Raw genomic sequence first — 15,002 nt, 5'->3', positions numbered from 1 at the left:
GTTAATTTACATTTAAACATATTTATTCGTGCGCGGGTTCAATTAATTTCGCTGAGGACTTACCCGCTAAAGGGCACGCCAATCTACACTCAACACTGGCCTGAAAGGAGATAAACATGAACGATCAGACAATTCGTGAGGTGCTGACGCGCACCCAACGTATCGCCTTAGTCGGAGCAAGCGATCGCCCCGAACGTCCCAGTTACGGTGTGATGAAATATCTGCTCGACCAGGGATATGAGGTGATCCCGGTCAGCCCGAAACTGGCAGGGAAAACGCTGCTGGGGCAGCAGGGGTATGCCAGCCTGGCGGATGTACCGGGCAAGATTGATATGGTGGATGTCTTTCGCAATTCTGAAGCCGCGTGGGGCGTGGCGCAGGAGGCTATCGCCGTGGGGGCAAAAACATTATGGCTGCAGCTGGGTGTGATTAATGAGCAGGCGGCGGTACTGGCACAGGATGCGGGCATGACGGTGATTATGGATCGCTGCCCGAAGATTGAAATTCCGCGTCTGGGAATAACGCGTCAGAAATGATGAGTGTGGCGGCAGAGCGTGCCGCCACAGATTAATGTCGCAGATGAGGTGCCTGTAATTGCTGACGTACCGATGCTGCCAGCTCATCCATTGAAGGCTGCTCAGGGTGTTCAATGCTGGTTTCGCCGGAAAGCTGAATCTCAGCAACATAGGTATGTACCTGATCGCCTTCCTCATCTTCCATCACCACATGATACCAGGGCGCGGTGCGCATTTTCTCTTCCGCGCCAACATCTTCAATTTTAGGCTCATCTAACGAGTATTCAGGATCGACATCGACGATAACGCCCAGTACGCCGGACAAACGATGACGAACCTGCTGACCAATACCAAATTTACTGGCAATCATTGTGACCTCCGAAAAAAAGCTCTCTTACCAATATGGGGGCAGGAGCCGTTTTTTCAAGTCACATGACGCGGCAGGCGAAACCTTTCAGGTAGAGACCTTCCGGATAGCTGGCGATCACCGGATGATCTGCGGCCTGGCGGAACTGCTCAATAAACTGCACTTCACGGCCCGCATCCAGCGCGGCATCGGCGATGATCTTCTGGAACAGATCGGTGGCCATCAGACCGGAGCAGGAGAAGGTCATTAATACGCCGCCCGGATTCAGTAACTGAATGGCGAGCATATTAATGTCTTTATAGCCGCGACAGGCGCCCATCAACTGGCTTTTGTTTTCGACGAACTTTGGCGGATCCATAATGATCAGATCAAATTTCTCGCCACTGTCCCGATAACGGCGCAGCAGTTTGAAAACATCATCACGCTCAAATTGCGCGCGGGAGAGATCCAGCTCATTGAGTTCAACGTTCTGACGGGCAACGTCCAGCGCCTCCTGGGAGGTATCCACGCTGATCACTTCTTTACAGCCACCCATCAGCGCAGAAACCGCGAATCCGCCGGTGTAAGAGAAGCAGTTAAGGACACGGGCATCCTGCGCGTAACGACGCGTGGCGAGACGGCTATCACGCTGATCAAGGTAATAGCCGGTTTTGTGACCGCCCTGGATATCCACCAGCAGCTTCATGCCATGTTCGGTAATCGGCAGCAGCGGCGGTGGCAGTTCACCGGTAACGGTGCCCTGCGTCAGCGCCAGCCCCTCTTTCTTACGAACGGCGACGTCAGAACGGTCATAGATGGCGCAGCCAGGGAAACAGTGCTGCAGGGCGGTGATGATCGCTGCACGCTGATATTCTGCGCCTGCTGAGAGCAGCTGCATTACTAAAAAGTTGCCAAAGCGGTCAATGGTGACGCCCGGTAAACCATCAGATTCACCAGCGATCAGGCGATAGCTGTCCAGACCATCGCGGGCCGCCAGCCATTCGCGCCACTGCTGCGCCTGTTCAAACCGGCGGACAAAGAAGGCGATATCGATGGATTCATCGGCCTGCCAGCTCCAGACGCGGGCGCGGATCTGCGACTCGGGTGAATAAGCGGCGCGAGCCAGCCATTTACCGTTGCTGTCACAAACGTCAATGGTTTCACCCAGTTGCGCTTTACCTTCCAGACGCGCAACGGCACCTGAAAAGACCCATGGATGGCGACGGAGCAGGGACTTTTCACGTCCCTTTGCGAGAATCAATCTGACTGTCATAGTTTGCTATGCTTACCTGAAAAAATGAGGCGCCATTGTCCGGTGGATAACGGGAAATTGCAACGAACAGCAGCAGGAGAGAATAATGTCAGCAGCCTGTTTTAAAGCATGGGTTCATGGCCGCGTCCAGGGCGTCGGGTTTCGTTACAGTACTCAGGCAGAAGCCAGGACGCTGGGCGTACTGGGCTATGCGCGAAATCTGGATGACGGCAGTGTCGAGGTGCTGGCCTGGGGTGAGGCGGAGCAGGTCGATGCGCTGATCGCCTGGCTTAAAGCGGGCGGGCCACGCAGCGCGCGCGTTGAAAAGGTGCTGGTGGAGCCGCACCAGCCCGCAGAGCCGCCCCGCGATTTTACGACCGGTTAATTACAGACATTTCGCCGGTTTAGGCAGGCCGGCGATTTTCGTCGCCTGTTTAGCCGGCCCTTCAGGGAACAGGCGGAACAGATAGCGGCTATTGCCTTTCTCTTCGCCATATTTCTGCGCCATCGCCTTCACCAGCATTCGCACGGCGGGTGAGGTGTTATATTCCAGATAAAAGGCGCGCACAAAATGGACCACTTCCCAGTGTGCTTCAGTCAGGGTCAGGCCTTCCTGCTCAGCGATGTGGACAGCCAGTGCTTCACTCCAGTCGCCGGGATGCTTCAGATAGCCTTCGGCATCGACGGCGATTTCGTTACCGTTAAAATTCACGTGACATCCTCTTAGTAAATGACGGCGCAGTTTATCAAACCTGGCGGGCAGTAAAAGCAAAAACCCCGCCGAAGCGGGGTTTTACAGGCTACTGTCACTGCGGATTAGTTACTGCGGGCAAACCCCAGCAGGCTCAGCAGGCTGACAAAGATGTTATAGAGCGAAACATAGAGGCTGACCGTCGCCCGGATGTAGTTGGTTTCGCCACCGTGAATGATGTTGCTGGTTTCCCACAAAATCGCACCGGCTGAAAACAGAATGAACAGGGCGCTGATGGCCAGATGCAATGCAGGCAGCTGCAGGAAGATGTTGGCTACCACAGCAACCAGCAACACAACGAAACCTGCCATCATCATGCCGCCGAGGAAGGACATATCACGACGGGTGGTCAGCACGTAGGCCGAACAGCAGAAGAACACCAGCGCCGTGCCGCCCAGCGCCAGCGCTATCACGTCACCCATGCCTGCGGTTAAGAATGAGCTCAGGATAGGCCCCAGGCAATAACCCAGGAAGCCGGTAAAGGCAAAAGCGGCCAGGATGCCCATCGGGCTGTTAGCCAGACGGTAGGTTAAAAACATTAAGCCATAGAAGCCAACCAGCATCAGGATTAAACCCGGCGCAGGCAGGGCCAGCAGGGTGCTGGCGGTAGCCGTAACGGCCGAGAAGGCCAGGGTCAGTCCGAGAAGAAAATAGGTATTGCGCAGAACTCTGTGCGTAGACAGCAGTGAGGACTGCGATGAGGTGACAATTCTTTCCATGTTGCGCTCCTTTAAGCAGAACACCAAATATGTGCCGAGAATACGCAGGCCATTAAAGAGGGAAAAGGCGTTTTACCCTTCTTTACGCGCTAAACTGCTAATTGTTTGAGCAGAGTGGCGATTTTGACACCGAAAAATCACAATCTGGCTGTTTTTCAGGCGAATAGACAGATAGGTGCTTTACATCCCTAAACGGGGTGTTTATAGTGCGCGTCATTGCGGAGGGGTGGCCGAGCGGCTTAAGGCAGCGGTCTTGAAAACCGCCGATGGGAAACCATCCGAGAGTTCGAATCTCTCCTCCTCCGCCACTTTATCTGCCCTGGGCAATAAAGCGGCAAAAATAAATGTTTTGCCAATGCAGTACAGTTTCAAAACGGAGGGGTGGCCGAGCGGCTTAAGGCAGCGGTCTTGAAAACCGCCGATGGGAAACCATCCGAGAGTTCGAATCTCTCCTCCTCCGCCACATTTTACAGGCCAGCACGCAGTGCTGGCCTGTTTCGTTTCTGCTCTCTCTGTTACTTCTTCCTGTCCGAAAAAAGCGTGCCACTCTCTGTGACACGTGGCTGCGCATTCATCTCTCCGGTGCATCTCTGCTATAGTCCACTCACCGTTTTTGCAAACATCTGGCGCTTTTCTGAGGCGAGCTGAGTTACACTGTTGATTACATCGCTCTGAGGCGAGCTAATGGGTTGATAGCCAGAGTGTTTCTTTACTGAATGAATGGAATAGGCACAATGATCAAGAAACTGAGTCTTTGCGCATTGTCAGTGCTCGCTGCATTGCCGGTCGGAACGGTAGCATTTGCTGCTGAGGGTGATATGCAGCTGCAACAGGTGCTGATGTTAAGTCGTCACAATCTGCGTGCACCGCTGGCTGATAATGGCAGCGTGCTGGCGCAGTCGACCAAAAAGAGCTGGCCGCAGTGGGATGTTCCCGGCGGACAGCTGACCACCAAAGGTGGTGTGCTGGAAGTCTACATGGGTAACTACACCCGTCAGTGGCTGGCACAGCAGGGCCTGGTGAAGAACGGCAGCTGTCCTGACAGCAATAACGTCTTTGTTTACGCCAACAGCCTGCAGCGCACTGTGGCCACCGCCCAGTTCTTTGTTAATGGCGCCTTCCCGGGCTGTGACGTCGCTGTTTCTCATCAGGATGAAATGGGCTCCATGGATCCTATCTTCAATCCGGTTATTACAGATGGCAGTGAAGCATTCAATAAGAAAGCGCTGGCTGAGATGGCCGCTGCGAATGAAAAACTGTCGCTGAAGCCTGCCTTCCAGCGCCTGGAAAAGATTGTCGACTACAAAGCATCGCCTGCCTGCAACAATAAAAAGCAGTGCGACCTCAGCAGTGGTCAGAACACCTTCAGCGCTGAAAATGGTAAAGAACCGAATGTCAGTGGCCCGCTGAAAACGGGGAATTCCCTGATGGATGCGTTCACGCTGCAATATTACGAAGGCTTCCCGCTGGATCAGGTTGCATGGGGCCAGATCAAAACACCTGAGCAGTGGAAAGAGCTGTCAGCGATTAAAAATGGTTACCAGGACGCGCTGTTTACCAGCCCGGACATTTCCCGTGAAGTGGCGGCACCGCTGGTGGACTACATCCGCAGTCAGTTAGTGGATCAGGACAAAGCCAACGCGCCTAAAATTACGCTGATGGTAGGCCATGACTCAAACATCGCCTCGCTGCTGAGCGCGTTGCAGGTCAAGCCTTATGAACTGCCTGATACCTTCGAAAAAACGCCGATTGGCGGTCAGGTTGTTTTCGAACGCTGGCATGATGCCAAAAATGATAAAGACCTGCTCAAAGTTGAGTATGTCTATCAGAGCGCCGATCAGCTGCGCAACGCAGACGTGCTGAGCCTGAAGAACCCACCGAAGCGCGTTACGCTGCAACTGGCGGGTTGTGAGACCGATGCAAACGGCTATTGCAGCTGGGATCAGTTCTCTCAGGTGCTGAATGCTGCGCTGCAGGGCACGCCAATGCAGCCAGCGGCGGCACCACAACCGGCAGCCCAGTCTGACGACGACAGTGCGAAAGCCGCAGCGACCAATGACGCTGCTGCTGATAAGGCTGAAGCGGATAAAGCGACCGCGGCGAAAGAGAAGGCTGACGCCGATAAAGCTGCCGCTGAGAAGTCTGAAGCCGATAAAGCCGCCGCTGAAAAAGCAAAAGCGGACAAGGCAGCAGCCGATAAAGCTGCGGCTGAAAAAGCAGCAGCCGATAAAGCTGCAGCCGAGAAGGCAAAAGCGGACAAGGCAGCAGCCGATAAAGACGCCGCTGAGAAGGCAAAAGCGGACAAGGCAGCAGCGGATAAAGCCGCCGCTGAGAAAGCGAAAGCGGACAACGCGGCAGCGAAATCAGCCAGTGCCGATAAAGGTGCGGCTGACCAGGCTAAGGCCTCGAACACGCCTGCAACAGCGCACAACGACGAATCAAAGTCAGCAGCTGTGGCAACACAGTAATCGTGCTATCCGGCTGATAATAAAAAACCCCGTCGAGACGGGGTTTTTTTATGGCTGTAAGGCGATTAACCCGCCACGACCACCAGTTTCTGGTTAGCAAACTCTTTGATGCCCAGATCAGACAGCTCACGGCCATAACCTGAACGTTTCACGCCACCAAAGGGCAGCTCCGCTGAGGTGTCGCTCTGAGAGTTGATAAACACCATGCCGGTTTCAATGGCAGAGGCCAGTTTACGACCGCGTGCAATATCGCGTGTCCAGACCGAGCCGCCCAGACCATAGTGAGAGTCGTTCGCCAGCGCCACAGCCGCCTGATCGTCACCTATGACATAAACCTGCGCGACCGGACCGAAGAACTCCTGATAATAGGCGGGATTATCCGGAGTAATGCCAGTGAGAATGGTTGGCTGATAATAGCAACCTGCACCTTCAACGGCTTTGCCGCCCGTGACCAGTTTTGCGCCATTGGCGACGGCTTCGTCTACCTGTTTCACCAGGCGATCACGCGCGTCAGCGGAGGAGAGCGGGCCAAGCGTGGTCTTTTCATCCAGCGGATCGCCCAGCGTGGCAGAACTCAGCGCGGCGCTGAACTGGCTGATAAAGCGATCGGCAATCTTCTCATGCAGAATAAAACGTTTTGCGGCGGTACAGACCTGGCCGCAGTTGCTGAGGCGAGCCTGCACACCCTGACGTACCGCTTCGTCGAGATCGGCATCATCCAGCACCACAAACACGTCATTGCCACCCAGCTCCAGCGTCGATTTCTTAAGATGCTTACCGGCCTGCTCAGCCACGGCGCTGCCCGCGCGCTCGGAACCAGTCAGGGCGACACCCTGTACGCGGTCGTCAGCAATCAGATCGGCGACCTGATCGGTGGAGATGAACAGGTTAGTCCAGGCCCCTTCAGGCGCACCCGCTTCACGAACCAGCTTCTCAAAGACATCGGCACAGTGCGGCACGATATTGGCATGTTTTGCCAGCACCGGGTTACCCAGCGCCAGATTAGGTGCCAGCACGCGCATCAGCTGATAGTAAGGGAAATTCCACGGCTCGACGGCAACTAAAACGCCAATCGGGTGATACTCAACCCAGGCTTCGCCCAGATCGCTGGGATAGGACTGCGGCTGCAGAATACGTTCCGCATTCTCTGCGTAGTAGCGGGCAATCTGCGAGCAGATTTTCACTTCTCCGCGGCTCTGACCAATCAGTTTACCCATCTCTTTACTGGCGATGGTGGCCAGTTCTTCCGCGCGGCTATCAATCAGGTCAGCCAGTTTTTTCAGTACCTGCAGACGCGGCTGAATATCACCTTTGCTCCATGAAGAATGGAAAAGGCGATCGGCCACTTCGAGGGCATGGCTGACGGCGGCTTCATCGTGTGACGGCCAGCTTTTCAGCAACTGGTTGTTTGCGGGATTAATGCTTTGATAGGAAGACATAGCGTACTCCTTGGTGAGCTAAAAATTGAGGGCGGGAAAGTCCCGCCCCTGAATCAGACGTTCTTACGTTCTACGGGCTTGTCATCCCAGGTCAGGAGATCTTTATCGGTTTTTTCAAAGGCGCGAATCAGCACGTCATCACTGCCTTGCTGACGCCAAATCTCTTCTGCCAGTTTTTCATCGTAGTTAGCCACTTCGAAAATGGCCTCGGCAATTTCAGGGGAGGTATGACGCAGACTTGCCCATTCGCCAACGTGATGTGCTTTTGATTGTTCAGTAGACATACTTTTCTCCTTTGATTAAATCAGTCCTGCAGTTTGACGGTCAGTCCGGCAACATGTTCGCCCTGAAAACGGGCGATATTCAGTTCCGCTTCGGTAGGCTGACGCGAACCATCGCCGCCCGCCAGCGTCGTCGCACCATAAGGCGTGCCACCGCGAACCTGTGAAATATCGAACAACTCTTTGGTTCCGTAGCCGATTGGCACAATCACCATGCCGTGATGCGCCAGGGTGGTCCAGACAGACGTGATGGTCTGTTCCTGACCGCCGCCGGTGCCGGTTGAGGTAAAGACGCTGGCAACCTTGCCAAACAGCGCGCCTGACGCCCAGAGTCCGCCGGTGCGATCCCAGAATGTCCGCATCTGTCCGGCCATGTTGCCGAAGCGGGTCGGAGTACCGACGATAATCGCGTCATAGTGCGGCAGCACCTCAGGCGTGGCTTCTGCCGCCTGCTGATCGGTTTTGCCACCCACCTGTGCAAAGCGATCGGCCTCCATCGTTTCTGGTACCCGCAGGATATCCACTTCCGCGCCGGGAACCCGACGAGCGCCTTCTGCAACCGCGTTCGCCATTGTTTCGATATGTCCGTACATCGAATAGTAGAGCACCAGAATCTTAGCCATTGATCTCTCCAGATGGTTTTGACGTCCAGAAAAAGTATAGAAGAGCTTTCGTTTTACGCAGGCGATGCCGAAGCCGGAACGGAGGAGTCGGGCAATAAATCAGCAGCTAATCGGTTGTAAGTCGGCAGAGTGTTCGTTGTTTAGCCAAATTTCTGGTGATTACTCTGTTGCTAAATGTGACTGGCGGACGAGTGAAAGGATAATCTGGCTATTATTTAAACATGGGCTGAGCTCGCGTTTCGGGCCGTCAGCCCTCTGTTTTTAATTCTTAATTATCGCACTACGCGACAGGAGCAAATCATGACAACACATCGTGGGGGTTCTGGAAATTTTGCTGAAAACCGTGAACGTGCCGCAGAAGCGGGACGTAAAGGGGGAAAAAACAGCGGCGGTAATTTTAAAAACGATCCGCAGCGCGCCGCGCGCGCCGGGGAGAAAGGGGGACGCAGCAGCCCTAAAAAACCGGACGCATAACCCCACACTGCCGCCGGTTGAGACCGGCGGTTAACGTCGTTGCTTTTCCCCCTCGCTCTCCCCACAATATTGTCCGGACACATCATCAGGTGAATTATGTCGGACACACTCCGCGGTTTAACCCTGCGCCTGACGCGGCAGGAGCTGGTATTACTTTTCATCACCATGATCTGGGGCGGCACCTTTCTGGTGGTGCATCGTGCGATGCAGCACTCCGGCCCGTTTTTCTTTGTCGGCCTGCGTTTTGCCACCGCCGCGCTGCTGCTGGCGCTCTTTTTCCGCCGCTATCTGGCAGGCATGACCTGGCTGGAGGTGAAAGCGGGTGCGCTGATTGGCCTGTCGATCGCCGGGGGCTATGGTCTTCAGACGTGGGGAATGCAGACCATCTCCAGCAGTCAGTCCGCCTTTCTCACCGCGCTCTATGTCCCTGTCGTGCCGTTGCTGCAATGGCTGTTTCTGCGCCGTCCGCCGGGATTGATGTCGTGGCTGGGGATTGTACTGGCGTTTACCGGCCTGCTGCTGGTGGCCGGGCCGCAGGATGGTCGCATCACTCTGAATGCAGGTGAAATAGCGACGCTGATCAGTACCCTGGCGATCGCCGCCGAGATCATCTTAATCAGCCGCTATGCCGGTAAGGTCGATGTGCGCCGTGTGACCCTGATCCAGCTGGCGGTGGCGTCGCTGTGCGCCTTTGGTCTGATGATCCCCAATGGGGAAACGGTGCCTGCCATCTCAACGCCGCTGCTGCTCAGCGCGCTGGGGCTGGGTGCGGCCAGCGCCCTGATTCAGGTCACCATGAACTGGGCGCAACGCAGCGTTTCGCCGACCCGCGCTACGGTGATTTATGCCGGGGAACCAGTCTGGGCCGGCGTCGTGGGGCGTATTGCGGGTGAGCGACTGCCTGCGCTGGCGTTGCTGGGCGGCGCGCTGATCGTCTGCGGGGTGATCGTCAGTGAGCTGCGGCTGAAACGAAAAAAAGCGGTGCAGCCTGCTGCCACACCGCTGGAGTAGGTCGTTAACCCTGCTGTCGCGCCAGGGGCTTGTCCTGCTTTGCCGCACTGCGTCGGCGCAGAATCGCATTGAGGATAATCGCGCCAAAGGTGGCGGTACCGATACCCCCCAGCGTGAAAGAACCGATTTTCAGCGCGAAATCACCGGCACCGAGCACCAGTGTGGTCGCCACCATGATCAGGTTACTGTTCTGGCCTAAATCAACATGGTTCTGTACCCAGATGCGGGCACCCGCTACCGCAATCAGCCCGAACACCACAATGGATGCGCCGCCAATCACCGGGGCCGGAATAGTGTGGATCAGCGCACCAAACTTCGGCGAGAAACCGGCGAGGATGGCGATGACCGCCGCGGCGACAAACGCCAGCGTAGAGTAGACTTTGGTCACCGCCATCACCCCGATATTTTCGGCATAGGTGGTGACGCCACTGCCGCCGATCGAGCCGGAGAGCATGGTGGCCAGGCCATCGCCAACAAAAGCGCGTCCCATGTAAGGATCGAGATTGCGTCCGGTCATGCCCGCCACCGCTTTCAGATGCCCGAGGTTTTCAGCCACCAGAATGATCGCCACCGGGGCGATAAGCACCATCGCCTGCAGATCAAAGGTGGGAGCGGTGGTGTGCGGCAGGCCAAACCAGGCGGCCTGTGACAGCAGGGTAAAATCGACCGGCTTACCCAGCCCCAGACCGTTGGTCAGCAGCGCATAGATCGCCCAGGCCAGAATCAGGCCGACCAGAATCAGCAGTCGCTGAATCATCCCGTGGGTAAATACCGCTACCAGACCAATGCAGAGCACGGTCATCACCGCAACCCAGCTGTCGAATGACGAGGCGGAGACGCTGTGAACCGCAATCGGGGCCAGATTCAGCCCGATAGCCATCACCACCGCACCGGTCACGACCGGCGGCATCAGATTTTCAATCCAGCGCGTGCCGGACTTCATCACCACCAGACCAATCAGCGTGTAGAGCAGGCCGCAGGCGATCACGCCGCCCAGCGCCACGCTGAGATTGGGATTCAGCCCCTGACCGCTGAAGCCGGTTACCGCAATGACCACGCCGACAAAGGCAGCGCTCGACCCGAGATAGCTGGGCACCCGACCGCCGGTGATAAAGAAGAACAGCAGCGTGCCTATACCCGAGACCAGAATGGCCAGATTGGGATCCAGCCCCATCAGCAGGGGCATCAGCACCGTTGCGCCAAACATCGCCACCGCGTGCTGTAAACCCAGCACCAGCGTCTGCCCCAGAGGCAGGGTCTCATCCGGGGCGATAATACCGTTTTCTGTTAATGCCGACTTCTTTTGCCATTGCGGAAACCAGGATCGTGCCATCGTCTACTCCAGAGCGTTATGAATGCCGGTGGGATTCAGGGAAGCGTTAACAGGCATCCTGCCGCAACAGGGGATGGTATCCCCGGTCAAACCACGCCAGACCGTGGGTGTCATCATTGCGCACTAATCCCACGACTTCGCAGAACAGCGTGTCATGCGTACCGACGCTGACAATCTGAGTGATGCGGCAGTCAAAGGACGCGACGGCGCCGCTCAGCACCGGCGAGCCGGTCACGGCCGTTGACCACTCAGCGGCAATAAAACGATCAGCCATTGGCGTTTTGCCGCCGAACAGATTGGAGAGCGTTTCATGGCCCGCCGCCAGCGTATTGACGCAGAGCTGCATGTTTTCGCGGAACACCGGGTAAACCGAGGCAGAGCGGTTAAGGCAGACCAGCAGCGTCGGCGGCGAATCCGTGACGCTGCACACCGCCGAGGCCGTAAAGCCTGCGCGTCCGGCCGGGCCTTCAGTGGTGATGATGTTGACCGCAGCACCGAGCCGCGACATCGCATTACGAAACTCAGTTTTCTCAACGGCAGGGGTAAGGGTATCCAGGCTCATCGTGTTCTCCGCGAAAAGGTTATCCGACGACGCGCTGCAGCGGCTGCACGTCATCAGTCTGATCCAGCCACTGCAGCAGCAGGGCATTAAAGTTTTCGGGGGCGGTGACGCTCATGGCGTGGCCGCCCCAGGCCATCATCTGTTCAGTCGCATTGGGCAGGGCCGCGGCCAGCTCAGTTGAGCAGCTCCATGGCACCAGCAGATCGTCCTGGCTGGCGATCACCAGCACCGGTTGTGGAATGGCAGCAGCCCGCGCGCTGAAGTCGGCGCTCATCAGGGCGTGCAGCCGCCGCATCAGATTTTCCATCCCCTGAAAATGTGCGACGTGATGGCCATCTTCCTGATCCAGCCGTGTCTGATGCTGTGCCATCCACTCCGCAGGATAGAGAAACAGCGGCTGAGCGCGGACAAATGCCTCGACGCCGACGTTGAGCAGCAGGTCCTGACGCACCTGAAAGCAGCGACGGGTATGGGGATGCAGCGTCAGCCAGCCATTGATTACCACGATCCGTTCGATCCGATCCGGATAATCCAGTGCCAGCTGCATCCCCACCAGACCGCCCAGTGCGTGACCGATCAGGCTGAAGCGCAGGATGCCGTGCTGCGCCAGCGCGGCGGCCAGTTCTGACGCCATCATCGCCATGCTGTAGCCTTCCGGCAGGCTGTCAGCGCTGCGACCGGTGCCGCGCTGGTCATAGGTCACCACCCGATAGCGTGCCGTTAGCGCGGCCAGCTGCGGCTGCCAGAAACCCGCCACGCCGCCCAGACCGGATGAGAGCACCAGTGTCGGTGCCTCGGGATTTTGCAGACCCAGAATATCCAGCTGCATCAGACCTCCGCTTTGCCGATGTGCGCCACGCTGGCGATCTCAATCAGCGCGTCAGGCTTGACCAGACCGCACTGAATACAGAAGCGCGCCGGTTTTTCGCCGGGAAAGTATTCGGCATAAACCTGATTCACCGCGGCGTAGTTCGACCAGTCGGTGATAAAAATCGAATTAAACGTCACATCGGTCATGCTGCCACCGGCGGTCTCAATCACCTTTTTAATGGTTTCCAGCACGTGGCGGGTCTGCGCTGCGGCATCACCCACATGCACCACGTTGTTGTCAGCATCAAACGGCAGCGTACCCGAGACATAGACCACGCCATCCGCCAGCGTGCCGGGAACGAACGGGGCGATGGGGGTGGTGGTGCCTGGCGGAACAATAATACTTTTCGGCATAGCGTCGTCCTTATCGTGGATTAGCGGGCATTCAGGCTTTCGCAGAAGGTATCGACATCCGATACCCAGCCAAAAAAGGTTTCGATATTGAACAGGGCAGCCTGCTGAGCAAAGGGCGGGCCGGCCTGATAAGTGGCGTCTTCCAGCACCACGCCGAAGTACTCCAAAAAGAAGCCGTCGCGCAGCGTCGATTCAACGCAGACGTTGGTCGCGATGCCGGTAAACATCAGATGACGGATCCCGCGGCTGCGCAGCATGCTGTCGAGCGGGGTGTTATAGAAGCCGCTGTAACGCGATTTCGGCAGCACGATGTCACCGGGCTGTGGCACCAGTTCATCGACCAGCGCGTAATCCCAGCCGCCTTTCGACAGCAGCGACCCCTGCAGTTCAGGCCGTTTACGCATGGTTTTCAGGGCATTCGATTTGTGGAAATTGGGGGAACCGGCGTCGCCCGCTTCTACATAGTCACTGTCCCAGCCGTTCTGGAACCAGATGATCTGAACGCCTGCCGCACGGGCCGCCGTCACCGCCTGATGGATTTTCGCAATCACCGGCTTGGTGGCGGAAACATCGAAGCCCGCCAGATCGAGATAGCCGCCTTCAGTGGCGTAGGCGTTCTGCATATCCACGACAATCAGCGCGGTCTGGCCAGGCGGAAAGGCGATCGGCTCTGGCCGCGCCGGTAGTTCAACCTGGGGAACATCCGGCGTGTGAGCACAATAAACGGTAGCCATCATGCCACCTCCTGCTGTGCGTCGAGCAGGGCGCTGCGACAGGCCATCAGCGGCTGAATGTGCTGCCCGAAGTTCTCGATACCCTGCAGGAAGTCATCAAACGTCAGCAGCACGCCGTGGGTGCCTTCGACCTGCGCAACCTCATCCAGCATCCGCGCCACGCTGGCATACGACCCCACCAGGGTGCCCATATTGATATTGACTGCCGAGGTCGGATCCGCCATCTGGCGCACGTTGGTGTCGCTGCCCGATTTGGTGTCCTGCTGACTCTGAGTGGTGAGCCAGGAGAGCGCCTCTTCATCCGCACCGGCTTTGTAGTGTTCCCACTTCGCCCGCGCTTCTTCGTCCGTTTCAGCAGCGATGATCATAAACAGCACATAGGAGCCGACATCGCGGCCCGCTTTTTCAGCGGCCTGCTTCATGCGAATCGAGGTAGAGCTGAACGCGGCAGGCGTGTTAACACCTTTACCAAAGCAGAAGTTGTAATCGGCGTGCTGAGCAGAGAAGGCCATACCGGCATCGCTCTGTCCGGCGCAGATCACCTTCATCGGGCGCTGCGGCTGCGGACTCACCCGGCAGTCGTTCATGGTGAAGAACTCACCTTTAAAGTCCGATTTTCCGGTGCCCCACAGGTCGCGCAGCACGGTAACGTATTCGGTCAGATAAGCGTAGCGGCTGCTGAAGTACTCATCGCCAGGCCACATTCCCATCTGTTCATATTCCGGCTTCTGCCAGCCGGTCACCAGGTTGACGCCAAAGCGACCGCCTGAAATGGAATCGATGGTGGACGCCATGCGCGCCACAATCGCCGGAGGCAGCGTCAGGGTGGCGGCGGTGGCGTAGATCTCAATGCGTGATGTCACGGCGGCCAGGCCTGCCATCAGGGTGAACGATTCGAGGTTATGATCCCAGAACTCGGTTTTTCCGCCGAAGCCGCGCAGTTTGATCATCGAGAGCGCAAAATCGAAATGGTAATGCTCTGCTTTCAGCACGATCGCTTTGTTCAGTTCAAAAGTCGGCATGTACTGCGGCGCATTGGACGAAATCAGCCAGCCATTGTTACCAATCGGAATAAAGACGCCTATCTTCATGTGAAACCTCGTTGCGATGGGGGAAAGGTGTTTCACGCGCTGCACTGCATCCTGCATCGTCCGTGTGGGCCGCGCTCAGTCACAATTCTGCAAACTGTGTGCCACTTTTTTTATTGTTTTAAATAACAGTGAGTTAAAATTAACCCGAAAGAGGTAAGTGGAGTAACTGGTCCATTTCA

General features: G+C 56.7%; 18 protein-coding genes and 2 tRNA genes. 7 read left to right on the top strand and 13 right to left on the bottom strand.

Going from position 1 to position 15,002, the window contains the following annotated elements; all coding sequences use genetic code 11:
• Window positions 1–116 precede the first annotated feature (116 nt).
• Complete coding sequence (locus OK412_RS11280) at window positions 117–536, top strand: CoA-binding protein (protein WP_010669789.1); 420 nt, start codon at window positions 117–119, stop codon at window positions 534–536.
• A 31-nt stretch (window positions 537–567) separates the two neighbouring features.
• Here the strand turns inward: OK412_RS11280 and hspQ are convergent, their stop codons facing one another.
• Both hspQ and rlmI read right to left on the bottom strand, forming a co-directional pair.
• Window positions 568–885 carry a heat shock protein HspQ gene (hspQ, locus tag OK412_RS11275; RefSeq protein ID WP_010246651.1) on the bottom strand — a complete coding sequence of 106 codons (318 nt, stop codon included), beginning with the start codon at window positions 883–885 and terminating at the stop codon, window positions 568–570.
• Between the two features lie 58 nt (window positions 886–943).
• On the bottom strand, window positions 944–2,134 hold the full coding sequence (gene rlmI, locus OK412_RS11270; RefSeq protein WP_022625919.1) for a 23S rRNA (cytosine(1962)-C(5))-methyltransferase RlmI: 1,191 nt from the start codon (window positions 2,132–2,134) through the stop codon (window positions 944–946).
• Between the two features lie 85 nt (window positions 2,135–2,219).
• Here rlmI and yccX point away from each other — a divergent pair, with 85 nt between their 5' ends.
• Window positions 2,220–2,498 (top strand): acylphosphatase, encoded by a 279-nt coding sequence (gene yccX / locus OK412_RS11265; protein WP_010246647.1) that lies wholly within the window; start codon window positions 2,220–2,222, stop codon window positions 2,496–2,498.
• Here yccX and OK412_RS11260 read toward each other — a convergent pair whose 3' ends face one another.
• Window positions 2,499–2,825, bottom strand: a complete 327-nt coding sequence (locus tag OK412_RS11260; RefSeq protein ID WP_010669791.1) for a TusE/DsrC/DsvC family sulfur relay protein — start codon at window positions 2,823–2,825, stop codon at window positions 2,499–2,501.
• A gap of 104 nt (window positions 2,826–2,929) precedes the next feature.
• Window positions 2,930–3,583: an FtsH protease modulator YccA gene (gene yccA / locus OK412_RS11255; RefSeq protein WP_003850014.1), complete on the bottom strand. Its 654-nt coding sequence runs from the start codon at window positions 3,581–3,583 to the stop codon at window positions 2,930–2,932.
• A gap of 220 nt (window positions 3,584–3,803) precedes the next feature.
• Between yccA and OK412_RS11250 the strand changes: the two genes are divergently transcribed.
• The 3 genes from OK412_RS11250 (at window position 3,804) to agp (ending at window position 6,051) form a co-directional block, all read left to right on the top strand.
• Window positions 3,804–3,891 (top strand) — tRNA-Ser (locus OK412_RS11250).
• Between the two features lie 67 nt (window positions 3,892–3,958).
• Window positions 3,959–4,046: transfer RNA gene (locus tag OK412_RS11245), tRNA-Ser, on the top strand.
• A gap of 271 nt (window positions 4,047–4,317) precedes the next feature.
• Window positions 4,318–6,051: a bifunctional glucose-1-phosphatase/inositol phosphatase gene (gene agp, locus OK412_RS11240; RefSeq protein WP_264353175.1), complete on the top strand. Its 1,734-nt coding sequence runs from the start codon at window positions 4,318–4,320 to the stop codon at window positions 6,049–6,051.
• A 65-nt stretch (window positions 6,052–6,116) separates the two neighbouring features.
• On the opposite strand, the gene OK412_RS11235 is transcribed toward agp, so the two are convergent.
• From OK412_RS11235 to wrbA, 3 genes are read right to left on the bottom strand one after another with little or no spacing between them, the layout of a single operon-like run.
• On the bottom strand, window positions 6,117–7,490 hold the full coding sequence (locus OK412_RS11235; protein WP_033771306.1) for an NAD-dependent succinate-semialdehyde dehydrogenase: 1,374 nt from the start codon (window positions 7,488–7,490) through the stop codon (window positions 6,117–6,119).
• Window positions 7,491–7,543: 53 nt separating this feature from the next.
• Window positions 7,544–7,774, bottom strand: a complete 231-nt coding sequence (locus OK412_RS11230) for a YccJ family protein (protein WP_010669794.1) — start codon at window positions 7,772–7,774, stop codon at window positions 7,544–7,546.
• A 20-nt stretch (window positions 7,775–7,794) separates the two neighbouring features.
• Window positions 7,795–8,394, bottom strand: a complete 600-nt coding sequence (gene wrbA, locus OK412_RS11225) for an NAD(P)H:quinone oxidoreductase (protein WP_022625914.1) — start codon at window positions 8,392–8,394, stop codon at window positions 7,795–7,797.
• Between the two features lie 300 nt (window positions 8,395–8,694).
• Here wrbA and OK412_RS11220 point away from each other — a divergent pair, with 300 nt between their 5' ends.
• Window positions 8,695–8,868 (top strand): general stress protein, encoded by a 174-nt coding sequence (locus tag OK412_RS11220; RefSeq protein ID WP_010246636.1) that lies wholly within the window; start codon window positions 8,695–8,697, stop codon window positions 8,866–8,868.
• A 96-nt stretch (window positions 8,869–8,964) separates the two neighbouring features.
• Window positions 8,965–9,879, top strand: coding sequence for a DMT family transporter (locus OK412_RS11215; protein WP_010669796.1), 915 nt, complete (start codon window positions 8,965–8,967; stop codon window positions 9,877–9,879).
• Window positions 9,880–9,883: 4 nt separating this feature from the next.
• Here OK412_RS11215 and rutG read toward each other — a convergent pair whose 3' ends face one another.
• The 6 genes from rutG to rutA are packed head-to-tail and all read right to left on the bottom strand — an operon-like array spanning window position 9,884 to window position 14,823.
• The gene (gene rutG, locus OK412_RS11210; RefSeq protein ID WP_010669797.1) at window positions 9,884–11,212 is read right to left on the bottom strand and encodes a pyrimidine utilization transport protein G; all 1,329 of its coding nucleotides are present in this window, start codon (window positions 11,210–11,212) and stop codon (window positions 9,884–9,886) included.
• A 46-nt stretch (window positions 11,213–11,258) separates the two neighbouring features.
• Window positions 11,259–11,774 (bottom strand): NADH-dependent FMN reductase RutF, encoded by a 516-nt coding sequence (gene rutF, locus OK412_RS11205; RefSeq protein WP_029518970.1) that lies wholly within the window; start codon window positions 11,772–11,774, stop codon window positions 11,259–11,261.
• A 19-nt stretch (window positions 11,775–11,793) separates the two neighbouring features.
• On the bottom strand, window positions 11,794–12,603 hold the full coding sequence (gene rutD, locus OK412_RS11200) for a pyrimidine utilization protein D (protein WP_264353174.1): 810 nt from the start codon (window positions 12,601–12,603) through the stop codon (window positions 11,794–11,796).
• Window positions 12,603–12,998, bottom strand: coding sequence for a pyrimidine utilization protein C (rutC, locus tag OK412_RS11195; RefSeq protein ID WP_031593547.1), 396 nt, complete (start codon window positions 12,996–12,998; stop codon window positions 12,603–12,605). Before rutC ends, rutD begins: the two co-directional genes overlap by 1 nt.
• Window positions 12,999–13,018: 20 nt before the next feature.
• Entirely contained in the window at window positions 13,019–13,732 is a 714-nt protein-coding gene (gene rutB, locus OK412_RS11190) for a pyrimidine utilization protein B (protein ID WP_010246624.1), read from the bottom strand.
• A complete protein-coding gene (rutA, locus tag OK412_RS11185; protein ID WP_010669800.1) occupies window positions 13,732–14,823 on the bottom strand; it encodes a pyrimidine utilization protein A in 1,092 nt (363 codons plus the stop codon). The genes rutB and rutA overlap by 1 nt, the downstream gene beginning before the upstream one ends.
• Between the last annotated feature and the right edge of the window lie 179 nt (window positions 14,824–15,002).

The organism is Pantoea sp. JV6 (assembly GCF_025910055.1).
Lineage (GTDB): Bacteria > Pseudomonadota > Gammaproteobacteria > Enterobacterales > Enterobacteriaceae > Pantoea > Pantoea agglomerans.
The sequence above is the reverse complement of the archived record's forward strand: the minus strand, read 5'-3'. Positions and strand labels throughout refer to the sequence as shown.

Excerpts from the sequence above, each read along its gene's own strand:
- OK412_RS11215 (WP_010669796.1), top strand. The coding sequence starts at position 8,965 with ATGTCGGACACACTCCGCGGTTTAACCCTGCGCCTGACGCGGCAGGAG.
- yccA (WP_003850014.1), bottom strand. The coding sequence starts at position 3,583 with ATGGAAAGAATTGTCACCTCATCGCAGTCCTCACTGCTGTCTACGCAC.
- OK412_RS11220 (WP_010246636.1), top strand. The coding sequence starts at position 8,695 with ATGACAACACATCGTGGGGGTTCTGGAAATTTTGCTGAAAACCGTGAA.
- agp (WP_264353175.1), top strand. The coding sequence starts at position 4,318 with ATGATCAAGAAACTGAGTCTTTGCGCATTGTCAGTGCTCGCTGCATTG.
- yccX (WP_010246647.1), top strand. The coding sequence starts at position 2,220 with ATGTCAGCAGCCTGTTTTAAAGCATGGGTTCATGGCCGCGTCCAGGGC.
- rlmI (WP_022625919.1), bottom strand. The coding sequence starts at position 2,134 with ATGACAGTCAGATTGATTCTCGCAAAGGGACGTGAAAAGTCCCTGCTC.
- rutA (WP_010669800.1), bottom strand. The coding sequence starts at position 14,823 with ATGAAGATAGGCGTCTTTATTCCGATTGGTAACAATGGCTGGCTGATT.
- OK412_RS11280 (WP_010669789.1), top strand. The coding sequence starts at position 117 with ATGAACGATCAGACAATTCGTGAGGTGCTGACGCGCACCCAACGTATC.
- rutD (WP_264353174.1), bottom strand. The coding sequence starts at position 12,603 with ATGCAGCTGGATATTCTGGGTCTGCAAAATCCCGAGGCACCGACACTG.
- rutB (WP_010246624.1), bottom strand. The coding sequence starts at position 13,732 with ATGGCTACCGTTTATTGTGCTCACACGCCGGATGTTCCCCAGGTTGAA.
- wrbA (WP_022625914.1), bottom strand. The coding sequence starts at position 8,394 with ATGGCTAAGATTCTGGTGCTCTACTATTCGATGTACGGACATATCGAA.
- hspQ (WP_010246651.1), bottom strand. The coding sequence starts at position 885 with ATGATTGCCAGTAAATTTGGTATTGGTCAGCAGGTTCGTCATCGTTTG.
- rutF (WP_029518970.1), bottom strand. The coding sequence starts at position 11,774 with ATGAGCCTGGATACCCTTACCCCTGCCGTTGAGAAAACTGAGTTTCGT.
- rutG (WP_010669797.1), bottom strand. The coding sequence starts at position 11,212 with ATGGCACGATCCTGGTTTCCGCAATGGCAAAAGAAGTCGGCATTAACA.
- OK412_RS11235 (WP_033771306.1), bottom strand. The coding sequence starts at position 7,490 with ATGTCTTCCTATCAAAGCATTAATCCCGCAAACAACCAGTTGCTGAAA.
- OK412_RS11230 (WP_010669794.1), bottom strand. The coding sequence starts at position 7,774 with ATGTCTACTGAACAATCAAAAGCACATCACGTTGGCGAATGGGCAAGT.
- rutC (WP_031593547.1), bottom strand. The coding sequence starts at position 12,998 with ATGCCGAAAAGTATTATTGTTCCGCCAGGCACCACCACCCCCATCGCC.